The organism is Labrys miyagiensis, assembly GCF_030160835.1.
GTDB lineage: Bacteria > Pseudomonadota > Alphaproteobacteria > Rhizobiales > Labraceae > Labrys > Labrys miyagiensis.
On record NZ_BSPC01000023.1, the window covers coordinates 127,099 to 148,860 of the forward strand.

General features: G+C 64.8%; 20 protein-coding genes. 13 read left to right on the forward strand and 7 right to left on the reverse strand.

What is annotated here, in order from left to right; all coding sequences use genetic code 11:
• Nucleotides 1-3: 3 nt before the first annotated feature.
• The 3 genes from QQL24_RS12880 (at nucleotide 4) to QQL24_RS12890 (ending at nucleotide 4,886) form a co-directional block, all read left to right on the forward strand.
• Nucleotides 4-1,626, forward strand: a complete 1,623-nt coding sequence (locus QQL24_RS12880) for an ABC-F family ATP-binding cassette domain-containing protein (RefSeq protein ID WP_284312511.1) — start codon at nucleotides 4-6, stop codon at nucleotides 1,624-1,626.
• A 199-nt stretch (nucleotides 1,627-1,825) separates the two neighbouring features.
• Nucleotides 1,826-3,040 carry an MFS transporter gene (locus QQL24_RS12885; protein WP_284312512.1) on the forward strand — a complete coding sequence of 405 codons (1,215 nt, stop codon included), beginning with the start codon at nucleotides 1,826-1,828 and terminating at the stop codon, nucleotides 3,038-3,040.
• 151 nt (nucleotides 3,041-3,191) lie between these two features.
• A complete protein-coding gene (locus tag QQL24_RS12890; RefSeq protein WP_284312513.1) occupies nucleotides 3,192-4,886 on the forward strand; it encodes a dihydroxy-acid dehydratase in 1,695 nt (564 codons plus the stop codon).
• 469 nt (nucleotides 4,887-5,355) lie between these two features.
• Here QQL24_RS12890 and QQL24_RS12900 read toward each other — a convergent pair whose 3' ends face one another.
• Nucleotides 5,356-5,583 carry a hypothetical protein gene (locus tag QQL24_RS12900; RefSeq protein WP_284312515.1) on the reverse strand — a complete coding sequence of 76 codons (228 nt, stop codon included), beginning with the start codon at nucleotides 5,581-5,583 and terminating at the stop codon, nucleotides 5,356-5,358.
• A gap of 175 nt (nucleotides 5,584-5,758) precedes the next feature.
• On the opposite strand from QQL24_RS12900, the gene QQL24_RS12905 reads away from it, so the two are divergent.
• Nucleotides 5,759-6,142, forward strand: coding sequence for a hypothetical protein (locus QQL24_RS12905; RefSeq protein ID WP_284312516.1), 384 nt, complete (start codon nucleotides 5,759-5,761; stop codon nucleotides 6,140-6,142).
• Nucleotides 6,143-6,372: 230 nt separating this feature from the next.
• Here QQL24_RS12905 and QQL24_RS12910 read toward each other — a convergent pair whose 3' ends face one another.
• Nucleotides 6,373-7,035: a FadR/GntR family transcriptional regulator gene (locus QQL24_RS12910; protein WP_284312610.1), complete on the reverse strand. Its 663-nt coding sequence runs from the start codon at nucleotides 7,033-7,035 to the stop codon at nucleotides 6,373-6,375.
• A gap of 714 nt (nucleotides 7,036-7,749) precedes the next feature.
• Here QQL24_RS12910 and QQL24_RS12915 point away from each other — a divergent pair.
• On the forward strand, nucleotides 7,750-8,064 hold the full coding sequence (locus tag QQL24_RS12915) for an ArsR/SmtB family transcription factor (RefSeq protein WP_284312611.1): 315 nt from the start codon (nucleotides 7,750-7,752) through the stop codon (nucleotides 8,062-8,064).
• Between the two features lie 24 nt (nucleotides 8,065-8,088).
• Here QQL24_RS12915 and QQL24_RS12920 read toward each other — a convergent pair whose 3' ends face one another.
• The 5 genes from QQL24_RS12920 to QQL24_RS12935 all read right to left on the reverse strand — a co-directional run bounded on the left by QQL24_RS12920 (nucleotide 8,089) and on the right by QQL24_RS12935 (nucleotide 12,553).
• Nucleotides 8,089-9,798, reverse strand: coding sequence for a M20/M25/M40 family metallo-hydrolase (locus QQL24_RS12920; protein WP_284312518.1), 1,710 nt, complete (start codon nucleotides 9,796-9,798; stop codon nucleotides 8,089-8,091).
• Nucleotides 9,799-10,006: 208 nt separating this feature from the next.
• Complete coding sequence (locus QQL24_RS12925) at nucleotides 10,007-10,405, reverse strand: dimethylsulfonioproprionate lyase family protein (RefSeq protein ID WP_284312520.1); 399 nt, start codon at nucleotides 10,403-10,405, stop codon at nucleotides 10,007-10,009.
• Between the two features lie 79 nt (nucleotides 10,406-10,484).
• Nucleotides 10,485-10,661 carry a 2Fe-2S iron-sulfur cluster-binding protein gene (locus QQL24_RS36620; RefSeq protein WP_431310681.1) on the reverse strand — a complete coding sequence of 59 codons (177 nt, stop codon included), beginning with the start codon at nucleotides 10,659-10,661 and terminating at the stop codon, nucleotides 10,485-10,487.
• Nucleotides 10,576-11,310, reverse strand: coding sequence for an FAD-binding oxidoreductase (locus tag QQL24_RS12930; RefSeq protein WP_284312522.1), 735 nt, complete (start codon nucleotides 11,308-11,310; stop codon nucleotides 10,576-10,578). The genes QQL24_RS36620 and QQL24_RS12930 overlap by 86 nt, the downstream gene beginning before the upstream one ends.
• 4 nt (nucleotides 11,311-11,314) lie before the next feature.
• A complete protein-coding gene (locus QQL24_RS12935; protein WP_284312523.1) occupies nucleotides 11,315-12,553 on the reverse strand; it encodes an aromatic ring-hydroxylating oxygenase subunit alpha in 1,239 nt (412 codons plus the stop codon).
• A 208-nt stretch (nucleotides 12,554-12,761) separates the two neighbouring features.
• Here QQL24_RS12935 and QQL24_RS12940 point away from each other — a divergent pair, with 208 nt between their 5' ends.
• The 8 genes from QQL24_RS12940 to QQL24_RS12975 all read left to right on the forward strand — a co-directional run bounded on the left by QQL24_RS12940 (nucleotide 12,762) and on the right by QQL24_RS12975 (nucleotide 21,639).
• Entirely contained in the window at nucleotides 12,762-14,105 is a 1,344-nt protein-coding gene (locus QQL24_RS12940) for an NAD(P)/FAD-dependent oxidoreductase (RefSeq protein WP_284312524.1), read from the forward strand.
• Between the two features lie 21 nt (nucleotides 14,106-14,126).
• Complete coding sequence (locus QQL24_RS12945; RefSeq protein WP_284312525.1) at nucleotides 14,127-15,098, forward strand: GlxA family transcriptional regulator; 972 nt, start codon at nucleotides 14,127-14,129, stop codon at nucleotides 15,096-15,098.
• Between the two features lie 231 nt (nucleotides 15,099-15,329).
• Complete coding sequence (locus QQL24_RS12950) at nucleotides 15,330-15,686, forward strand: ArsR/SmtB family transcription factor (RefSeq protein ID WP_284312527.1); 357 nt, start codon at nucleotides 15,330-15,332, stop codon at nucleotides 15,684-15,686.
• Nucleotides 15,673-16,182, forward strand: coding sequence for an SRPBCC family protein (locus QQL24_RS12955; RefSeq protein WP_284312528.1), 510 nt, complete (start codon nucleotides 15,673-15,675; stop codon nucleotides 16,180-16,182). Before QQL24_RS12950 ends, QQL24_RS12955 begins: the two co-directional genes overlap by 14 nt.
• A gap of 232 nt (nucleotides 16,183-16,414) precedes the next feature.
• On the forward strand, nucleotides 16,415-17,665 hold the full coding sequence (locus tag QQL24_RS12960; protein WP_284312529.1) for a sarcosine oxidase subunit beta family protein: 1,251 nt from the start codon (nucleotides 16,415-16,417) through the stop codon (nucleotides 17,663-17,665).
• A 113-nt stretch (nucleotides 17,666-17,778) separates the two neighbouring features.
• Nucleotides 17,779-18,054 carry a sarcosine oxidase subunit delta gene (locus QQL24_RS12965; RefSeq protein WP_284312530.1) on the forward strand — a complete coding sequence of 92 codons (276 nt, stop codon included), beginning with the start codon at nucleotides 17,779-17,781 and terminating at the stop codon, nucleotides 18,052-18,054.
• Nucleotides 18,051-21,032, forward strand: coding sequence for a sarcosine oxidase subunit alpha family protein (locus tag QQL24_RS12970; RefSeq protein ID WP_284312531.1), 2,982 nt, complete (start codon nucleotides 18,051-18,053; stop codon nucleotides 21,030-21,032). The genes QQL24_RS12965 and QQL24_RS12970 overlap by 4 nt, the downstream gene beginning before the upstream one ends.
• Entirely contained in the window at nucleotides 21,025-21,639 is a 615-nt protein-coding gene (locus tag QQL24_RS12975) for a sarcosine oxidase subunit gamma (RefSeq protein ID WP_284312532.1), read from the forward strand. The genes QQL24_RS12970 and QQL24_RS12975 overlap by 8 nt, the downstream gene beginning before the upstream one ends.
• Nucleotides 21,640-21,762: the final 123 nt, after the last annotated feature.

Consider the following 21,762-nt stretch of genomic DNA (forward strand, 5'->3'; position numbering starts at 1 on the left):
TCCATGATTCGCCTCGAAAACATCTCCAAGCAGAACGGCAACCACCTCCTCTTCATCGAGACCTCCGCATCGCTCCTGAAGGGTGAGAAAGCCGGGCTCGTCGGACCGAACGGCGCCGGCAAGACCACGCTTTTCCGCATGATCACCGGCGAAGAAGAGCCCGATGAGGGCCGGGTCGCCGTCGATCGCGGCGTGACCATCGGCTATTTCAGCCAGGATGTCGGCGAGATGGCGGGCCGCAGCGCCGTTGCCGAGGTGATGGACGGCGCCGGACCGGTGAGCGAGGTGGCGGCCGAGTTGAAGGCGCTGGAAACCGCCATGGCCGATCCCGATCGCATGGACGAGATGGACGAGATCGTCATGCGCTATGGCGAGGTGCAGGGCCGCTTCGAGGAACTCGACGGCTATGCGCTGGAAGGCCGTGCGCGCGAGGTACTGGCCGGCCTCAGCTTCAGCGAGGCGATGATGGACGGCGATGTCGGCGCCCTCTCCGGCGGCTGGAAGATGCGTGTGGCGCTCGCCCGCATCCTCCTGATGCGCCCCGATGCCATGCTGCTCGACGAGCCGAGCAATCATCTCGATCTCGAAAGCCTGATCTGGCTGGAAGGGTTCCTCAAAGGCTATGAGGGCGCCCTGCTAATGACCTCGCATGATCGCGAGTTCATGAACCGCATCGTCTCCAAGGTGGTCGAGATCGATGGCGGCTCGCTCAACACCTATTCGGGCGACTATGAATTCTACGAGCAGCAGCGCGCGCTCAACGAGAAGCAGCAGCAGGCCCAGTTCGAGCGCCAGCAGGCCATGCTCGCCAAGGAGATCAAGTTCATCGAACGTTTCAAGGCGCGCGCCTCCCATGCCGCACAGGTGCAGAGCCGGGTCAAGAAGCTCGAGAAGATCGAGAAGGTCGAGCCGCCCCGCCGGCGCCAGACCATCGTGTTCGAGTTCCAGCCCGCCCCGCGCTCGGGCGAGGATGTGGTCAGCCTCAAGAACGTCCACAAGAGCTATGGTGCGCGCAGCATCTATGAGGGCCTGAACTTCCAGGTGCGCCGCAAGGAGCGCTGGTGCGTGATGGGCGTCAACGGCGCCGGCAAGTCGACGCTGCTGAAGCTGATCGCAGGCACGGCGGAGCCCGATACGGGCTCGGTCACCCAGGGCGGCAGCGTGAAGATGGGCTATTTCGCCCAGCACGCCATGGACCTTCTCGACGGCGAGCGCACCATCTTCGAAACCCTGGAGGATTCCTTCCCGCAGGCTGGCCAGGGCTCGCTGAGGGCGCTGGCCGGCTGCTTCGGCTTCTCGGGCGACGATGTGGAGAAGCGCTGTCGTGTGCTCTCGGGCGGCGAGAAGGCCCGGCTTGTGATGGCCAAGATGCTCTACGACCCGCCGAACTTCCTGGTGCTGGACGAGCCGACCAACCATCTCGACATGGCCACCAAGGAGATGCTGATCCAGGCGCTCTCGCAGTTCGAGGGCTCGATGCTGTTCGTCTCGCATGACCGCCGCTTCCTGGCGGCGCTCTCCAACCGCGTGCTGGAGCTGACGCCCGAAGGCATCCACCAATATGGCGGCGGCTATAGCGAATATGTCGCGCGCACCGGGCACGAGGCGCCTGGGCTGCACGAATAAATCCGGGTGCACAGGCATCCTGCCCGTTCCTTCCTTTCTACAAGCGCGGCGGTTCAAGAACGGGCAGGATGCCCGTACGCCCGGATTGCCCTTGCTTTCCTCGGCGAATAATCTCACCCACCCCTGTCGGTTTGCGTCCCTCTCATTCGTCCTCAGTGCATGACAGCAACAGCTTCGGCTCGAGACGGGAATCATGCGGATGAAACTCTTCTATGGTTGGGTGATTGTCGCGGTTGGTGCCTTGATGACTTGTGTCGGGGCCGGCGCCATGTTTTCGCTGGCGGTGTTCCAGCGGCCGATGTCTGCCGATACGGGCTGGTCGCATGCCGGCATTTCGAGCGCGATGACGCTCGACTTCCTGTTCATGGGCGTGGCGGGCTTTGCCTGGGGTACGGCGAGCGATCGCTTCGGTGCGCGCCCGGTGGCGCTGGCGGGCTCCGCCCTGCTCGGGCTGGGCCTGGCGCTGGCAAGCCGGGCTGAAACGCTCCTCGAATTCCAGCTTACCTATGGCATCATCGTCGGCATCGCGGGCGGGGCCTTCTTTGCGCCGATGATCGCCTCGGTCACCACCTGGTTCGAACGCAATCGCAGCCTTGCCGTCTCGCTGGTCTCGGCGGGCATCGGGGTCGCGCCGATGACGGTGTCGCCCTTCGCCACCTGGCTGATCGGCGTCTTCGGCTGGCGCGACGCCATGCTGACCGTGGGCATTGCAGCCTGGGTGCTGCTCCTCCCGGCCACCCTGCTGATCAGGCCCGCGCCGCTGGCGTCCGGTGAGGGCACTTCGGCGATGCAGACGGAGAGCGGGACGACAAGCTTCACGGCGGCGCAGGCCTTCCGCACACCGCAATTCATTGTGCTCGCCCTCACCTTCTTCTTCTGCTGCGCCGCCCATTCCGGGCCGATCTTCCACATGGTGAGCTATGCCATGATCTGCGGCATCTCGGCGCTCGCGGCCGTCAGCATTTACAGCGTCGAAGGCCTGGCGGGGCTCGGTGGGCGCCTGCTCCTGGGCGTGATGGCCGATCGCATCGGCGTCAAGCCGGTTCTGGTCGCCGGGCTCCTCGTGCAGGCCCTCGCCATCAGCGCCTATCTCTATGTCACCCGGCTCGAGCAGTTCTATCTCCTCTCCCTGGTGTTCGGCACGGCCTATGGCGGGGTGATGCCGCTCTATGCGGTGCTGGCGCGCGAATATTTCGGGCCGCGCATCATGGGCACGGTATTCGGCGCGGTGACGATGGCCTCCAGCCTCGGCATGGCCTTCGGGCCGGTGGCCGGCGGCTGGATCTTCGACAATTTCAACGATTATCGCTGGCTCTACATCGGTTCCTTCGCCGTCGCCCTCGGCGCGGTGGCGGTGTCGCTGGCCTTTCCGCCCCTGCCGTCCCGCTCGCGCGAGCAGTTGCAGCCGTCGTGAGAGCGGGCAGGTCGCCTTCGCCCCCCGGCGATATCGGGAGCATTGGCCGTCGGTAAACATGTCGTTTATTGACCTGCGCCAGCAGGGAGGGCCTATTGCCGGGAGACACGCCCGAACCCGAGGCGCGGTTTTCCTGACGACAGAGGGCCCCATGCCTGCCCCTCCCCCCGGCATCGCCGACGGCCTGACCAATTACGGCGATCCGCGCTTTGCCGCCTATCTCCGGCGCTCCTTTGCCCTCTCCATGGGCTATTCGCGCCGGATGCTGTCGAAGCCGATCATCGGCATCACCTGGACGGCGAGCGGCTTCAACAATTGCCATCGCGGCGTGCCCGAGCTGATCGAGGCGGTGAAGCGCGGCGTGCTGGCGGCCGGCGGCCTGCCGCTAGACTTCCCCGTGACCTCGCTCGGCGAAGTCTTCCTCAACCCGACCAGCATGATGTTCCGCAACCTGATGGCCATGGACGTGGAGGAGATGATCCGCGCCCAGCCAATGGATGCGGTGGTGCTGATCGGCGGCTGCGACAAGACGCTGCCGGCCCTGGTGATGGGCGCGGCCTCGGCCGGCAAGCCAGCCATCCTGCTCGCCACCGGGCCGATGATGACGGGCCGCTACCAGGGCGAGCGCCTGGGCGCCTGTACCGATTGCCGCCGCTTCTGGGGCCGTTACCGCGCTGGCGAGCTCAGCGACGAGGCAATCGACACAGTCGAGGGCCGGCTCGCCACCACCGCCGGCACCTGCGCCGTGATGGGAACGGCGAGCACGATGGCGATCCTATGCGAGACGATGGGCCTGATGCTGCCCGGCACCGCCGCCATCCCCGCCGTGCATGCCGACCGCCTGCGGGCGGCGGAGGCAAGCGGCACCGCCGCCATGGAGCTGGCGTTCTCCGGCCGCACCCTCGACACGGTCATCACCCAGGCCAGCGTCGACAATGCCGTCAGGGTGCTGCTCGCCATTGGAGGCTCGACCAATGCGGTCATCCACCTCGCCGCCATCGCCGGACGGCTCGGCCTCAAGGTCGATCTGAAGGCGCTCAACCGGGTCTCGGATGCGACGCCCGTGCTCGTCGACCTCAAGCCCACCGGCCAGGGCTATATGGAGGATTTCTTCAATGCCGGCGGTGTTGGCGCCCTCCTGCGCCGGCTCGAGGCCCATCTCGATCTCGGTGCCCTGACAATCACCGGCGAGACGCTCGGCGAACAGCTGCCGCCGGCCGGCGAGTGGATCGACGGCGAGATCGTCCGCCCACTCGACAAGCCGATCCGCGCCGATGGCGGCCTCGTCGCCCTCTATGGCAATCTCGCGCCCAACGGCGCCATCCTGAAGCGCGCCGCCGCCGATGCGAGCCTGTTCGAGAAGACGGCCCGCGTGGTCGTCTTCGAGGGGCTACGGGACCTCGCCGAGCGCATCGACAGCCCCGATCTCGATGTCGAGCCTGAGGACGCGCTGGTGCTGCGCAATGCCGGCCCCAGGGCCTGCGGCATGCCGGAGGCCGGCTATATCCCCATCCCCACCAAGCTCGCCCGCCGCGGCGTCAAGGACATGCTGCGCCTGTCCGACGCGCGCATGAGCGGTACCGCCTATGGCACCATCGTGCTGCACATCTCGCCGGAAGCCGCCGCGGGCGGGCCGCTGGCACGCATCGAGACGGGCGACCGCATCCGCATCAGTGTCGCCGAGCGCCGGCTCGACCTGCTGGTCGAGGATGCCGTTCTGCAGGCCAGGGAAGCGAAGATGCAGGCGATGGCCGGCGAGCGCGGCTGGGCCAAGCTCTATCGCGACCACGTGCTCCAGGCAGAGGAGGGCTGCGACCTCGATTTCCTGCGCTCGGCCGCGGGGTGAGATCCGCGCGGGCTTGGCGCCGAGGCACAATTGAGGAGACAGCCCTGCCCTATGCGGCTATTGATTGCCCGTGGAGGGATTTCAGATGGTAAAAACACTTCTGCTTTCGGCCGTCCTCCTCGCGGGTCTCCAATCCTCCCTGGCCGCCCAGACGCTTCCCGGCAGTGGTGCGTTTTATGTGCAGGCCTGCCACAGCCTTGCTGCCAATGACGCCTCGACCAGCAACGACCTCATTCTGCCGAGCTTCTACTGCGCCCTCGAGATCGATGATCTCCAGGGCGTCGGCCGCATCCTGCCGGCTGACAGCCGCTTCTGTAAGCCGGCCGATGTCACCCTTCCACAGATGGCCGGCGTGGCCGCCGCCTATCTCGACGCCCATGCGGACAGGCAGAGCGAATCCTTCATGACGCTCGCCGGCACTGCCTTTCACGAGAAATGGCCTTGCTCCTGAGCGCTCGCTACAGCCGTCTCAGGGACTGAGAATCAGGCGCGCCTTGCCGACGGCGCTCTCACATTCCTGCGTCTTGCCGTGAGCGTCATAGGTCTGCGCCTGCATCAGGGCAGCCCCGACATTGGCCTGTGCACTCTGCTTGGCACGCTCGATCGCAGCGGGCGTCGGCTGCCGGTCGAGCTGGGCGCCAACGGATTGCGGCGCCGAAGCAACCACCGGAGCCGGGGCGCCAGTATCGCGCGGCATCGTTTACTGCAATCGTGCAATCTGGCTGGAACAGACACTTGCGGTTGCACTGGCAAAAGGCATCAACGAAACAACGAAAATCAAAAGTAGCTTTTCAGCAGAATACCTCATCGGAACATCTCCTGATCTTTGGCTTATGCAATGCTGTCAAACTAATAGACGAAAAAGGCTTTCCATGGACGAGACTTTGCCCGGCCCTTCACAAAAACGGATTATCCCGGCAGCAGGTTCCAACTGGCTTCACTACTTGCTGCATGAGGCCGAAATCTCGCGCCGCAACCGGCCTGTCCGAATAAAAGCGCGCAAGTCCCATCTCGACAGCCAGATCGTGACCTGGGCGAGAGGCTATCTCGACGGTTACACCGGGGCGATGACGCAGACGGATTACACCGCCTCCATCGGTGGCAGCGAGCCTTCGACAGTCCTGAACGACAATACGGTCCTGCGGAACCAGCTGCGGGCCTATTGCCTTCGACACCGCAGCCAGCCCCTGGAGAGCGCGCTTCGGCAGATCCTGGACCGGATCGGCCTACCTGTCGGCGAGGCGCCCACGCACTAAGCGGCGCCCTCACAGATGCTCGTGCACCTCGTCGATGCTCGTCGCCGACACCCGCTTGTCGAACACGATCTGGCCGTGGCCTCCGAGAGCAGCTCCTCCGCCAGCTTATCCGCGCGATGAGGAAAGGCGTCCAAGTCGTTGAGATTCTTTTCCTCCAGCCCCCAGTTGAAGGCATTCTGCCCGCGGCCCTGGCGCATATATGCCGTGCCGAGGGCGGTGATCTTCATGGCTCAGACGATCCCGGCCGCGAGCAGGGCCTTCACGGATTTGTCGAAATGCTCGGCCATCGTCGCCTCCGCCAGGTGCTGGTCGCCGGCGGTGATCGCCGCAGCGATGCGGATGTGGCAGTCGACCGAATTGAGCCGGTCGGCATCGGAGGGGCGGCTCGTCCAGCCGATGCGCCAGGTCTGCCGCGTGACCACCTCGAAGGAACTAACGATCAGGGCAAACAGCGGATTGCGCGAGGCCCGGCCGATGGCGGCGTGGAAGGCGATGTCGTGCTCCATCACCCGATCGGGGGTATGGAAATCCTCCAGCATGGCGGCGGCGAAGCGGCCGATCTCGTGCGCCTCGCGATCGCTGCGGCGCAAAGCGGCGAGAGCCACAGTGCGCATCTCGATCGTCCGCCTGACGTCGTAGATCTGCTGGATCGAGGCCTGATCCGTCTGCACCGCATGGTCGAACACCATGCCCAGCACATTGTTGTCGATCGAGCCGACGCGGGCGCGGCGGCCATTGCCGACATCGATGATGCCGAGCGTGGATAGCGAGCGATAGGCCTCGCGAACCACGGTCCGCGAGACGTCGAGCTCCGTCGCCAGGGTCGCTTCGCTCGGAATGGTGTCCCCCCGACGCAACCGGCCGATTCGAATATGATCGGTCACCGCCCGCATCACGCGCCCGACCAGGCCGCGATCGGCGTCCGAATTGGCAAGAAGGGCGGCGGTGTTTATCAAAACTCAACACCTATATGATAGGTTACTGAATTTTGCAACATAGAGATGGGAAAATTGGCGATGTCAATCAGCAATCTTCTCAGACAGGTCTGAGACCAAGGCGCCTCCCGGATACGCGCGCATCCGCATGGCAGGATGAGATGTTACCGATTTGCAGTCTGCCGCTGCGTCAGGGCAAACACGTCATATTTGACGGAGTGTGCGAGGGGCGAATGACGTCTAGATTGTACTGGCGAATGGCGCAGCGATCTCCGAACAGATCCCCTCCATGCTGTGTCGTTCGCACCTTCGCTCGGTTCTCTCGGTACCCTATACAAGCCCGCGCCGCGGGCTTCTTTTTGCGGCCCCAGGATCTTGAATACAACAGCTGTCGTTATAAAATTCGGGATTGTGATAGAAGGTTAGCCGATCAGCGAACCGTTGGTAATCGCGCTTTTATTTCAGACAACACTTAGCCAAATGGTGAAGTATTGGAGACAGAAAATCTACCGATGACCTCTATTTCACCTTCCTTGCTTCTCAGACCAGCACAGTTTTACCTCCAGCCAGTCTCCTGCGATGTTGATGTTTCCAAGCGCTTCTGCTTCTGTTTCCCGGTCGAGAAAGGCAGCTGACGTGGCATCCAGCCCCGACGCGCAAGCCCTCGACAGAATGTTTCATGCCCTTGCCGATGCGAGCCGTCGCAGCATGGTGGATCGGCTCTGCCAGGGCTCCGCCACGGTGACCGAACTCGCCGTGCCGCTTTCCATGGGCCTGCCGGCCGTGCTCAAGCACCTCAGCGTGCTCGAGGCCGCCGGCATCGTCACCTCCGAAAAGAGCGGTCGGGTGCGAACCTATCGCATGACGGCGGACGCCCTCAAGCTGGCCGAGGGCTGGCTCGCCGAGCGCAAGGCCTTGCTCGGGCAGCCGCGCATCAAGCCTGACCGGCATCGCAACGGCGAATCGCTCGAAGTCAAGGAGGCGTGATTCGGCTGACGAATCCGTCTCCCGTCAGGCATCTCCCCGAACGCCTGACGGCGACGTCTCCAGGCGTGGCAGGGACCCTGGACCGAGAACCTCCCGGGTGATGGCCCGCAGGAAGTGTGGCAGGATGCCAAAGGCGTAAGGCGCGTGGACACGCTCCAGCCTTTGGTGAAACTCACGCCCCCAGGGCCCGATATTCACGGTGGGATAGGACAGCGCGTCGGGTACGATCCCGTCGATATGCCGGGTAGCCGGCGTATTGGCAGCAACGATGCGGCTATCGTCTTCCCTCGATGCATGGCCGAGGAAGCTCATGTCGGAAATGCCGGTGAAATAGTCACGGTATTTGAAGTGCGTATCCAATTCCCGTTCCGTGGCGAGGCGTGCTGCTTCCAACGCCCGCGCAAAAGCTCTGTGGGACGGGCGCGCATCATCGAGATGGGTGTGGGGGTAATGCAGGCTGCCGAAGCCGACGATGACGGTAGGCCCAGTGACACGCGCCTCCGCCACCATCGCATCCACAAGCGCACGCGTGAGCTGGAGCGGATTGTCATTGCCGGCGAGCGAGGCTTCCAGCACCTTGATGCGATTTACGGCCGCTTCGCCGCCGACGCGGGCAAGTTCCAGCAGCAGTTCGGAAACCGTCAGCACCCGGGCGTCCTGCCCACCGGAAGGCTGGGCGGCGCCGAGATAGTGGGCATAACGCTCGGCCTGCATGTTGAAATGCTGAAGAGCACGTGACAGCGCCCCCTGCACTTTCGCCCGGAACACGCCGAACAATTCCTCGGGCGTGCGCGAATGGGAGAGCCAGTTGAAGGCGATCCAGGTGCGCTCGGGCGTAGTCACCTCATAGCCGCCACGGAAATCGCGGGCCTCCAGGCAGATCGGTGGCGGGGAAACCTCGCCGCCGGCGCGGTCGCAAAGCTCGGCATTGGCCTCGATCGCCCGCATGATCTCCGCCGCGATCAGATGGGCACTGATGCCTTCGAACGGGTAGCTCGCATGCGAGGGCTGGCCGATCACGAAAGCGAAGGGCAGGAGCTTGCCGATGGTGCCCCGGTAGATTGCCCTCCCCTCCGCGCCGTCGCCCTGGTCGCTGGTGGCGTCGAGATTGATGCCCGCGACGATGTCGAGGCCCCAGCGCGCCGTCAGCGCCGGCAGGGCCCGGCGCAGGCTGCGCATGCCCTGCGAGTTGCGCTCCTCGTCGGGCGTGACGAAGAGGATGAGGTTGCCCTCGCGCTCCTCCTGCGCCGCGAACTCCTCGAGCACGGCGATGCCGGCCGCAACGCCACTCTTCATGTCGAGCATACCCCGCCCCGGGATGAAATCGCCGCCGCGGAAATCGGCAAGCGCCCGCTCCTCATTGGGAGCCAGGGGCCGGCTCGACAGGTCGGCGATCAGTGCCTCCCTCAATTGGTCCGGCTCGAAGGCCAACGGCGCGAGATCGCGATAATTGCCGATGGACACCACATCGTAATGCCCTGCCAGTGCCAGCGTGCGCCGGCCGCTGCCGCGCACCACCGCCACCACGCTCCGCGTCAGCGGCGAGCCATGGCTGTCGATCAGGGCGATATCCTCGGTATGGTCCTGGAAATAGGGAATTTCGCGAAGGAGCCCCGCGAGCTTCTCGCCGAAGGACGCTTCATCCGGCGTGCCCGTTTCACTCGGCCAGCGCACGAGGCGATAGGAAAGCTCGCGGACCCGTTCGGCGGGATTCCAGGCAGCGTCGGTGGTCACGGGTCTTTCCTTGTGGTTGCCGGTGCAGCTTGCCAAGCCTGCGGCCGGGATCGGGAACGCTATCAGGCGAAACGAATGATGAAAACGCCAATCCCGTTGAAAAGTCGCCAGATTGCACCGGGTCTTCGACCTCATCTCGGATGCGCGTTCGTCGCGCTTCGCCCTATCGATGGCCGGGGCCTGCCGGTCGCCTCTCCCGATCATTCTGTCAGGCCGGGAACTCGTAGACGACGTCCGAAAAACGGCCAGTGGGAAAGACATAGAACAGCCTCAGATCGCCCTCGCCGCTGTTGCGCAGCGCATGCCAGGCATTGCCGGGAATGAAGATGGCGGCTCCGTTGGTGACGGTGCTTTCCTTGCCGTCGACGGTGAGCACACCCGAGCCTTCCAGGATCAGGTAGATCTCGGCTTCGGCATGGCGATGCGGCGGATTGTTGCCGCCTGGAGACAGAATCGCGATGCCGGCGCATAGAGCGTCCGTGGGTGTGATGTCGGCGCTGAACAGCGTATGCCAGGCGACACTCCCCTTGGCCGGATCGTCCCACACCTCTCGCGGCCGCTCCTCGGCTCGGGTGATGACGGTCTGCGCCTGCGATGTCGTGCCCATGGTGGGCTCCCTTGCATGTCTATCGTTGCAGACTATGGCATGCCGGCGCCGCTATGAAACAGGTTGTCGGCCCCTGCCCTCAGCGAAGCTTGATCTCGCGGTCGGATCGCAGGCGCGAGGAACAGGCAAGGATATAGCCGGCCGCTTCCTCTTGGGGGCTGAGCCCCCCATCATGACGGAGATCGATCTCGCCGCTGACCTTCTCGACCCGGCAGGTACCGCATTGGCCCTGCCCGCAGCCGCAGGGGATGATCACACCCTGGCGCAGCGCCGCCTGCATCATCGTCTCGCCCGGGCCGACCCCGATGTCCCGCTCCCCAATACGCAGCCGATATTGCGGGGCGCCTGCCTCGCCGCCCGGAGGCAAGGCGGCAGGCTTCGTGATAGGGCCGAACGCCTCCATATGAAAGGCGGTGCTCCGGTCTCCTTCGGCGTTCGTCCGGCGCGCGGGCCAGATGGAACCAGGCGATATCCGCGTCGGGCTCCACGAGAACGAGGCTCCGCAGCATCGACATCAGCGGTGTCGCACCAGGGCCCGCGGAAACAAAGGCAAGGGGCGCGCCAGGCCGGCGCCCTTCGAGGGTGAAACGCCCGCGCGGCGGCCAGGCCTCGATGGTGGCACCGGCCAAGATATGGCGGTGCAGCCAGTTGGTGGCGCGGCCCTGAGCATGGGCCTTGATGGTGATCTCCACCTTGCCCTCCGCCGGCGCGGAGAAGATGGAGAAGGTCCGCATCAGATCCTCCCCGCCGTAAGGCACTTTCAGCGTCATCGCCTGCCCGGCTTCATGCTCGAAGGAGGCCTGCGTCTCGAACAGGAAGGAGCGGATCGTCGGCGTTTCCCGACGCACACCGACGCAGGACAGGCGGATCAGCCCGGCGCCGGGCTCGGATACTTCCACGGGCACGGGGCTACTCGGCCGCTGCCAGCACGGGCCTGGGACTGCCGGCATAGGCTTCCATCTTGGCGACATACCAATCTGAGAAATTGTTCAGGAGGAACTCCGAGGGCGCGTAAGGGCCGGGGCGGTAGGCGCTGGAGCGAATGCCCAGGTGATTGTTCTCCGCGAGTTGCCGGTCCTGATCGTTGGTGGTGAGCCAGACGGCCGTCAGGCGCCCGACGTCGTAGTCGACGCCCTCCACCGCATCTTCGTGCACCAGCCAGGTCGTGCTCACCGCCGTGCGATGGGCCGAGAGCGGCAGGACGCGGAAATGCATGATCTGGTCGGAGAGGAAATGGTTCCAGTTGTTGGGCACCCGGAACAACCGAACGGAGCCGAGCTCCGGCTCGGTAAAATCGGCCAGGAGCTTGGCGCAACCAGGCTTGCCGTCGAGCGTGAAGGACGTCGTCCCCTCGTTGAAGGGCAGGCGGATGCAGCGGAACTCGACACCGCCATCGGCGGGCCGGTGCGGAAGGCCGAGACGGTCCCAGCGCGCGGTGGAGCGCTCCATCAGCCCCCTGAACGTCGCGCTGGCAGCCGGATCGTCCGGCAAGGCGAACTCCACCAGCGTGACCAGGAGTTCGGGATGGTTGCCGGAGCAGTGATAGCATTCGCGGTTGTTCTCGATCACCAGCTTCCAGTTCGCCTCCTCGATGATGGTGGAAGTGAAGGCAACCTTGGTGCGATCGGGCATATGGGGCGCGATATAGGGCGTCACCGCCGCCCGATAACGCTCCAGCGAGGGCGGCTCCTCGGCGATGGAGACGAAGATCATGCCGCAGATGACCTCGACGTGGGCGGGCCGAAGCCCGTAGCCGGCCGGATCGAAATCGTCGGGCATCTGGCGGGCGTTGATCAGTCGCCCGTCGAGCTCATAGACCCATTGATGATAGGGGCAGACGAGGCGGTTCACATGCCCGCTCTCGGTCAGGCAGAGGCGCGAGCCGCGATGGCGGCAAACATTGTGGAAGGCGCGGATCTGGCCGTCGCGGTCGCGCAGGACGATGAGCGAATTGCCGCCGATCTCCAGCGTGTGGAAGTCGCCCGGCCGCTTGATCTCGCAAGCATTGCAAGCGAACAGCCAATCCGTGGCGAAGACGGCGTCGAGCTCGGCCTGGAAGATCGCATCGTCGACATAGAGGCCCTGCGGCAGACTGAAGCCGCTCCGGCGCTGGGCGAGAAGATCGCGGACAAGCTCTTGATGCGGCATGGGGTGTCTCACTGGATCACTGTCGGCTCCCGCATTGTGGCGGAGAAGTTGCCTATGGGCGCTGAAGTTTCCGACAGGGGACTCGCGATTTCCGACTGGGGTCATCCGCCGCATATGTCGTTTTTCTCCTGCCTCATGTCGAAAACATGATGTCCTTGCCTTACCCGCGGGATGATGATTGGGCGGCCATCCCTTTCTGGAGCCTTCCATGCCCCTCCCTTCCAAGGCCCGCTATGTCGTCATCGGCGCGGGCATCCACGGCCTCTCCACGGCCTATCACCTCGCCGGGAAGCTCAAGTCCCGGGGCCGCGGCGCGAAGGCCGATATCGTGGTGCTCGACAAGGGCAAGGTGGGTGCGGGCGCTTCCGGCATCGCCTGCGGCGTGGTGCGCAACAACTACTTCCAGCCAGCCATGCGCGAGTTGATGGCGCATTCCGTAGGCGTCTGGGAAAGCGATCCAGAGGCCTATTCCTATCATCCGGTCGGCTACATGCAGATCAGTCCCGAGGTGATGCATAAGGATGTCGCCAGCATTTATGAGCAGCAGAAGGCGATCGGCTACGAGTCGGACTTCATCGAGGGCGCGCCGGATTGCAGCCGCTACATGACCGGCCTGTTCGATGACTGGCAGGCCAGGGGCATCACCTCGGTGCTGCACGAGAAGCGCGGCGGCTATGCCAACAACATGGCCTCGCTGGAGGGTCTCTCCAGAAAGGCCCGCAATGCCGGCGTGCGCATCCTGGAGGGCGTCGGCGTCACCGGCTTCGAATTCGGCCAGCACTCCAACGCCATCAGCGCCGTCGAGACCGACCAAGGCCGGATCGAATGCGACTATGTGGTGATCGGCGTCGGCCCCTGGGTGCGCAATTTCTGGGACATGCTGGGGCTGCCCAAAACCATCTCGATCAAGGGGCGCGACGGCACGATGCACCACGACGTCCCAATGTGGCACTTCTGGCAGCTGGAGGAGGGCGTGCTGGCGGTCGATCCCGGCTTCCTCACCACCAATGACGGCACGATGCCGCCGGTGATCCATGTCGACACCGATGCGCCGCTCTATTCCGACAAGACCGGCAAGCTGATCACCGAGGATCTGTGGGGCGTCTATTACAAGCCTGACTTCCACTTCAACGGCGTGCAGGGCGGCGCCATGCCCTACAAGGTGAAAACGCCCGTGGACGAGGTGGCGATCGACCCCTATGGCCCGAAGAGCCCGGAATTCGTGGCTTCGGAGGAGTTCGTCGACATGTGGACCTCGGCGCTCGCCTTCTGTCACAAGCGCTTCGAGGGTAAGCATGTCAGCTATCACGAGGAGAAATCCGGCGGCATCGGCTGCTTCACGCCCGACAGCTTCCCGGTCTTCGATGTCTTCCGCGAGAATTGCTATGTCGTGGCCGACTCCAACCACGGCTACAAGATGCTCGGCGTTGGCGCCCTGGTGGCCGAGGAGATCACGGGCGGCCGGAGCGCGTTGCTGGAGCCCTTCCGCCTGTCACGCTACGCCGAGGGCAGGCTGCATCCCGTCTCGAACAGCCCGTTCCCCTGGAGTTGAGGCCGTTGCCATGATACTGCCATGACGTCAGACAGCGGCCAGGCTGAGATCTTCGCCTTCCTGCTGGTGCCCGGCTTTTCAATGATGAGCCTGGCTTCGGCGATCGAGCCGCTACGTTCGCTCAACCGCCTCGCCCGCAAGCAAGCCTATGGCTGGCGCCTGTGTGGGCTAGAGGCAGGCGAGGTCCTGGCCTCCAATAGCCTGCCCTTTGCGGTCGTCGACCATGCCGAAGCCCTCGCCGATGCAGCCTACGTCTTCGTCTGTGGCGGTCTTCGCATCGACGAGGCGGAAGAGAGGCGCTATCTCTCCATCCTGCGCCAGGCGGCGCGGCGCGGGCTTGCCATCGGCGCGATCTCGACCGGACCCTATCTCCTGGCACGGGCCGGCCTGCTCAACGGCTATCGCTGCACCATCCACTGGGAGAACCGCTCCGCCTTCCAGGAGGATTTCCCGGATCTCGATTGCACCAACAAGCTCTACGAGATCGACCAGCGCCGGATGACCTGCTCCGGCGGCACGGCGGCGATGGACATGATGCTGCATCTGATCGCCAACCGGCACGGGGCGGACCTCGCCCGAGGCGTCGCCAACCAGTTCCACCACGAGCGCATCCGCGACCAGCGAGAGGACCAGCGGGGCGGACGGCTGGAGAATCTCGCTTTCCTTCCGGACAAGGTGCGCCAGACCATCACCCTGATGCAGCGCCAGATCGAGAATCCGGTGACGCTGCCCGGTATCGCGCGCAAGGTCGGCGTCAGCCCGCGCCAGCTCGAACGGCTCTTCCTGCAACACACGAGGATGACGCCGCTGCGCTACTACATGCAGATCCGCGTCGAGCGGGCACGCGAGCTCCTGCTCTACTCGGATCGTTCGGTGATCGACATCGCGGTGACCACCGGCTTCACCTCGACCTCGCATTTCGCGACCTGGTACCGGCGCGTCTATGGCAGCCGCCCCTCCGACATGCGCGGCCGGGGCAGGATGAGTGCCTAGGGCCTATAGCGTTTTGCGATTTGAGGGAATCGGCAAGAATCGAAAAGACTTGCTAAAACAAGGAGTTATAGCAATGGACGTTTGCGTGTAAACGCGCTTTGTGCTGGGGATCCCCGAGTCTGTCGAAACTGCATCGAAATGAAGTCGATTTGGGAGCGAAGGCGGTGGGCAACGCAGCGCGCGCGGCCTCTCCTTGCATGCCGCCAATCCGCGTGTTACATACTGAACCACATGGTTCAGTATGGACGGACCCGCTTCGATGCCTCATTCGCCGCGCTCTCGGACGCCACCCGACGCGGCGTTCTGGAGCAGCTCGGGCGTGCAGACGCTTCGATCACGGACCTTGCCGAGAAGTTCCACATGACCCTCACGGGCATGAAGAAGCATGTCGGCGTCTTGGAGCAGGCGGGGCTCGTCACCACGGAAAAAGTCGGGCGCGTGCGGACCTGCAAGCTCGGCCCGCGCCGACTGGAGGAAGAGGCGGCATGGATCGAGAGGTACCGCCAACTCTGGGACGCACGCTTCGACGAACTGGACAAGGTTGTCGAGGAACTGAAATGGAAGGAGAAGGTCGATGGACGCAAGTGAGCCTACCCCCATGAAGAACCGCACGACGGTGGATCGGAAGTCCGAGCGTGAGCTGGTCGTTACACGAACCTTCAACGGCCCGGCGCGCATCGTGTTTGAGGCGTGGACCAAGCCCGAGCTGTTCATGCGATGGTGGGCGCCGAAATCGATGGGCGTACCCCTGCTTTCCTGCGAGATGGATGTTCACGTCGGAGGCAGATACCGTCTCGAGTTCGGACACGACGCCTCGAACTCTATGGCGTTCTTCGGTAGGTATATCGAAGCGACACCGCACTCGCGCCTCGTCTGGACCAATGAGGAAGACGACGACGCTCCCGTGACCACGGTGACCTTCGAGGAACAAGGCGGCAAGACGCTGCTGGTCCTGCACGAACTCTATCCCTCGAAGGAAGCTCTCGACGCTGCCATTGCCGGGATGGCGGATGGGATGCCCGAGCAATTCGAGCAGTTGGACGAGCTTCTCGTCACCCTGGGCGCGAGCGCGGGAGGGTCATGAAGTCGTCGGTCTCGCAGTCGGCCATCTGACAGAGAAGTCTGCGGAAAGCGCGGAAAGAGGTTGCACGTGCAGGAATAATCTTTCACTGTCGGTAACATCCTGTGTGGGTGTGATTTGATCTGGACGTGAGTTCGCAAGTGTCGCTTTCCTCATCCAAGATGTCGCTGAACCGCGCGACCGTTCACCCCGCCCTGTCCGAAGCTCTCCGAACCCGTCCCCGGCAAGAAGCCTGATGCATTATTCCGTTTTCTCTCTTCTGAAGAACGCCCTTACCGGCCATCGCGGCTGGCAGCCGGCCTGGCGCGATGCCGAGCCGCGGCTTTCCTATGACGTCATCATCATCGGCGGCGGCGGGCACGGCCTGGCGACGGCCTATTACCTCGCCAAGGAATTCGGCATCACCAAGGTCGCGGTGCTGGAAAAGGGCTGGATCGGCGGCGGCAATGCCGGTCGCAACACCACCATCGTGCGCTCCAACTATCTGCTGCCTGGGAACATCCCCTTCTACGAGCATTCAATGAAGCTGTGGGAAGGGCTGGAGCAGGACTTCAACTACAACGCCATGATGAGCCAGCGCGGCGTGCTCAATCTTTACCATTCCGACGCCCAGCGCGATGGCTATGCCAGGCGCGGCAATGCCATGCGCCTGCATGGCGTCGATGCCGAGCTGCTCGACCAGGACGGCGTCAGGGCGATGGCGCCCTTCCTCAATTTCGACGATGCGCGCTTTCCCATCCAGGGTGGCCTCTTGCAGCGCCGCGGGGGCACCGCCCGCCATGATGCGGTGGCCTGGGGCTATGCGCGCGGGGCCAGCGATCGCGGCGTCGACATCGTGCAGAATTGCGAGGTCAAGGGCTTCGTGCGCGAGGGCGGCCGCATCGTCGGCGTCGAGACCACCCGCGGCACGCTGAGGGCCAAGAAGATCGGCATGGCGGTGGCCGGCAACACCTCGAAGGTCGGCACCCTCGCCGGCCTGCGCCTGCCCATCGAGAGCCATGTCCTGCAGGCCTTCGTCTCCGAGGGGCTGAAGCCGCTGATCCCCGGCGTGATCACCTTCGGGGCCGGACATTTCTATGTAAGCCAGTCCGACAAGGGCGGTCTCGTCTTCGGCGGCGATATCGACGGCTACAATTCCTACGCCCAGCGCGGCAATCTGCCGGTGGTCGAGGATGTCTGCGAGGGCGGCATGGCCGTGATGCCGATGATCGGGCGCCTGCGCCTTCTGCGCAGCTGGGGCGGCATCATGGACATGTCGATGGACGGCTCGCCGATCATCGACAAGAGCGGCATCGACGGCCTCTATCTCAATTGCGGCTGGTGCTATGGCGGCTTCAAGGCAACGCCCGCCTCGGGCTGGTGCTTCGCCCATCTTATCGCGAAAGACGAGCCGCATGAGGTCGCCAAGGCCTACCGGCTCGACCGCTTCGAGACCGGCGCGGTGATCGACGAAAAAGGCCAGGGCGCCCAACCCAATCTTCACTAGCGCTTCATTTTCAGACCGAATTACCAGGAATCGCAAAATGCTACTTCTGCCACCGCGTTTCGTTGGAATGGCGTTCCAACCTGAACGCATTTTGCTTTAGAAGGCGCTGTTCGATGCGGATTGCCTGTCCCTATTGCGGTGCGCGCGGCGTGCACGAATTCACCTATCTCGGCGATGCCAAGCCTGTGCGGCCCGATCCCGCTGCGCCCGACGCCGGAAAACTCTTCTTCGATTACAGCTATTTGCGTGACAATCCGGAAGGAGAGCATGAGGAGCTCTGGTACCACTCCTCCGGCTGCCGCTCCTGGCTCAGGGTGAAGCGCAACACGCGCACTCATGCGATCTCGGAAGCCGTGCTGGTGCAGGACGCGATGGGAGCCGCATCATGAGCGACGCCGTCTCCTTCCGCCTGCCGTCCGCCGGCCTTCTCGACCGCGCCAGCCCCGTCGGCTTTCAGTTCGACGGCAAACGCTATCAGGGCCTGGCCGGCGATACGCTTGCCTCGGCCCTGCTCGCCAACGGCGTGCGCCTGGTCGGGCGCTCCTTCAAATATCACCGCCCGCGCGGCGTCTTCACCGCCGGCCCCGAGGAGCCGAACGCCCTGGTGGAACTGCGCACGGGCGCAAGGCGCGAGCCGAACACCAAGGCGACCACGGTGGAACTCTATGACGGGCTAGAGGCCGCGAGCCAGAACCGCTGGCCCTCGCTGTCCTTCGACCTGCTCTCGGTGAACCAGCTCGCGGGACCGCTCTTCGTCGGCGGCTTCTACTACAAGACCTTCATGTGGCCGGCTTCCTTCTGGGAGAAGGTCTACGAGCCGATGATCCGCCGCGCCGCCGGTCTCGGCAAGGCGAGCGGCGCGCCCGATCCCGACCACTACGAGAAGGCTGCTGCCTTCTGCGACGTGCTAGTGATCGGCTCCGGCCCTGCCGGCCTGATGGCGGCGCTGGAAGCCGGCCGTGCCGGCGCCCGCGTCATCCTCTGCGAGGACGATTTCCGCCTCGGCGGCCGCCTGCTCGCCGAGCGCCAGGAGGTCGACGGCAAGCCTGGTGCGGTGTTCGCCACCGAAATCGAGGCCGAACTCTCCGCCATGCCGGAGGTGCGGATCATGCGCCGCACGCAGGTGTTCGGCAGCTATGACGGCGGCACCTACGGCGCGCTGGAACGAGTGTCGGATCATCTGCCGCTGCCGCCGGAGCACCAGCCCCGCCAGCGCCTTTGGCACATCATGGCCAGGCGCTGTGTCAACGCCATGGGCGCGGTGGAGCGGCCGATCGTGTTCGGCGGCAATGATCGGCCGGGCGTGATGCTCGCCTCCGCGGCGCGCACCTATCTCAACCGCTATGGCGTGGCGCCGGGCCGCAAGGCCGTGGTCTTCACCACTGCCGACGATGGCTGGCGCAGCGCCGCCGATCTCACCGCCGCCGGCGTGACGGTGGCGGCCATCATCGACGCCCGCCAGGAGGTCAGCCCGGATGTTTCCGGCTGGGCCTCCAAGATCGGCACGCGCGTGATAACAGGCGCCCGCGTCACCGACGCCAAGGGCGGCGCCTCCGGCATCAAGGCGGTGGACGTCCTCGGCGACCGCAGCCGCGAGACCATCACCGCCGATTTCCTCGCAATCTCCGGCGGCTGGAATCCGCAGGTTGCACTCACCACCCACAAGGGCAACAGGCCGCGCTGGTCGGACGAGCTGGCCGCATTCCTGCCCGGCGACCTGCCCGAGAGCATGGCGGTGGCGGGCGCTGCCAATGGCGATTTCTCGCTGGGCGCCTGCCTGCGTACGGGCGCGGAAGCCGGACGCCTGGCCGCGGCCGATTGTGGCTTTTCCGCCGGCGGCGCCCCCCTGCCCTCCTGCGAGGACGAGGCGGTCGGCCTCAAGCCGCTCTGGCATGTGGCCGAGAGCGGTTCGAAGGCTTTCGTCGACCAGCAGAACGATGTCACCGCCAAGGATATCGAGATCGCCCATCGCGAGGGCTTCCGCTCGGTCGAGCATCTCAAGCGCTATACCACGCTCGGCATGGCGACGGACCAGGGCAAGATCTCGGGTGTATCAGGGCATGCCATGATGGCCGCGCTGCTCGGCCGCTCGATGACCGATGTCGGCACCACCGCTGCCCGCCCGCCGCATCTGCCGGTAGCAATCGGGGCGCTCGCGGGACCCCATCGCGGCAAGCATTTCAAGGCAACGCGCCTCACCGCCGGCCATGACTGGTCGATTGCCAATGGCGCCACCATGGTCGAGGCGGGACAGTGGCTGCGCCCGCAATGGTTCACCCGGCCCGGCGAGAAGGACTGGCTGGAGAGCGTCTCGCGCGAGGTGCGCACCACCCGCTCCATTGTCGGCATCTGCGATGTCTCCACCCTCGGCAAGATCGACATCAAGGGCGCCGATGCCGGCGCCTTCCTCGACCGCGTCTACATCAACACCTTCTCCACCGTGGCGGTCGGCAAGGCGCGTTACGGCCTGATGCTGCGCGAGGATGGCTTCGTCATGGACGACGGCACCTCCGCTCGCTTCGCGCCCGATCATTTCGTGATGTCGACCACGACTGCCAATGCCGTGAAGGTGATGCAGCATCTCGAATTCTGCCGCCAGGTGCTCTGGCCGGAACTCGATGTCTCGCTCGCCTCGATCACCGAGCAATGGTCGCAATATTCGGTGGCCGGCCCGAAGGCGCGCGAACTCCTGCAGAAGCTCTATGGCCCCGATGTCGATCTCTCCGACAAGGCCTTCCCTTATATGGGGTGCGCGCCCCTCCCGCTCGGCAATGTCTCGTCCCGCCTCTACCGGCTCTCCTTCTCCGGCGAGCTCGCTTATGAGATCGCCGTGCCGGCCCATTACGGCCTGGCGCTGCTCAAGGCGCTGATGGCGCTGGCCAACGAGTTCGGCGGCTGCCCCTATGGCACCGAGGCGCTTGGGGTCATGCGCGTCGAGAAGGGCCATGTCGCCGGCAACGAACTCAACGGCCAGACCACTGCCAGGGATCTCGGCCTCGGCAAGATGATGTCCACCAAGAAGGATTATATCGGTCGTATACTTGCGGGACGCCCCGCGCTGGTAGCCGCCGATCGACCCACGCTTGTGGGCCTCAAGCCAGTCAACCCGGCCGACCGCCTGCGCGCCGGGGCGCATTTCCTCAGGAAGGGCGCTGCCGCCGAAGCGAAGAACGACGAAGGCTTCGTCACTTCGGTGGTCTACTCCCCGATGCTGGAAAGCTGGATCGGCCTCGGCCTGCTAGCCAGTGGCCCCTCGCGCCATGGCGAAGTGCTGCGCGCCTATGATCCCGTGCGCAACGGCGATATCGAGGTGAAGATCGTCTCGCCTATCTTCTTCGATCCGGAAGGGAGCCGCCTCCATGTCTGATCCCCTCACGGCCAGCCCGCTGCATCTCGGAAAACGCAGCGCCTTCGACGGCCTGCTGAAGCCGATCGGCCATGGTACCGGCGTCACGATCCAGGACCGCTCGGATCTGGAGCTGATTGTCCTTGCCGCCCGCAAGGGCCAGGCGGGAGCACTCGCGGCGCGCATGGACGCGGGTTATGGCCTGCGCCTGCCCTCCGCCCCCAAACGCGTTGTTTCCGGACACCTGGCCGCCATCGGCACCGGCCCCGGCACCTGGCTGCTGACGCGGGAAAGCGAGGCAAGCGACAAGCCGGGCGCCTTCGCCGGTGAACTCACTCAGGCGCTTGCCGGCTTGGCCGCCGTCACCGACCAGTCCTCCGGCTATGCCGCCCTGCGCATCGGCGGCCCCCGCGCCCGCGACACCTTCGCCAAGGGCCTCGACATCGATCTGCACCCCCGCGTCTTCGGGCCGGGGGATGCTGCCGTCACCGCCTGCTCCCATATCGGCGTGACGCTTTGGCAGCTCGACGATGCCCCGACCTATGAGATCGCCCTCTTCCGCTCCATGGCCGGCAGCTTCTGGCACTGGCTGAGCGAGAGCGCGGGAGAGTATGGATTGGCGGTATGACTGGAAGCGCGGACGTCCTCGTCCGCTCTTGAAACATTGCGCCTGTTGCGCGGGCGCAACATGAATGTCGGCCACGCTCTTTTCTATGCCGCATGCGGTTCAAGAGCGGACGGGACGTCCGCG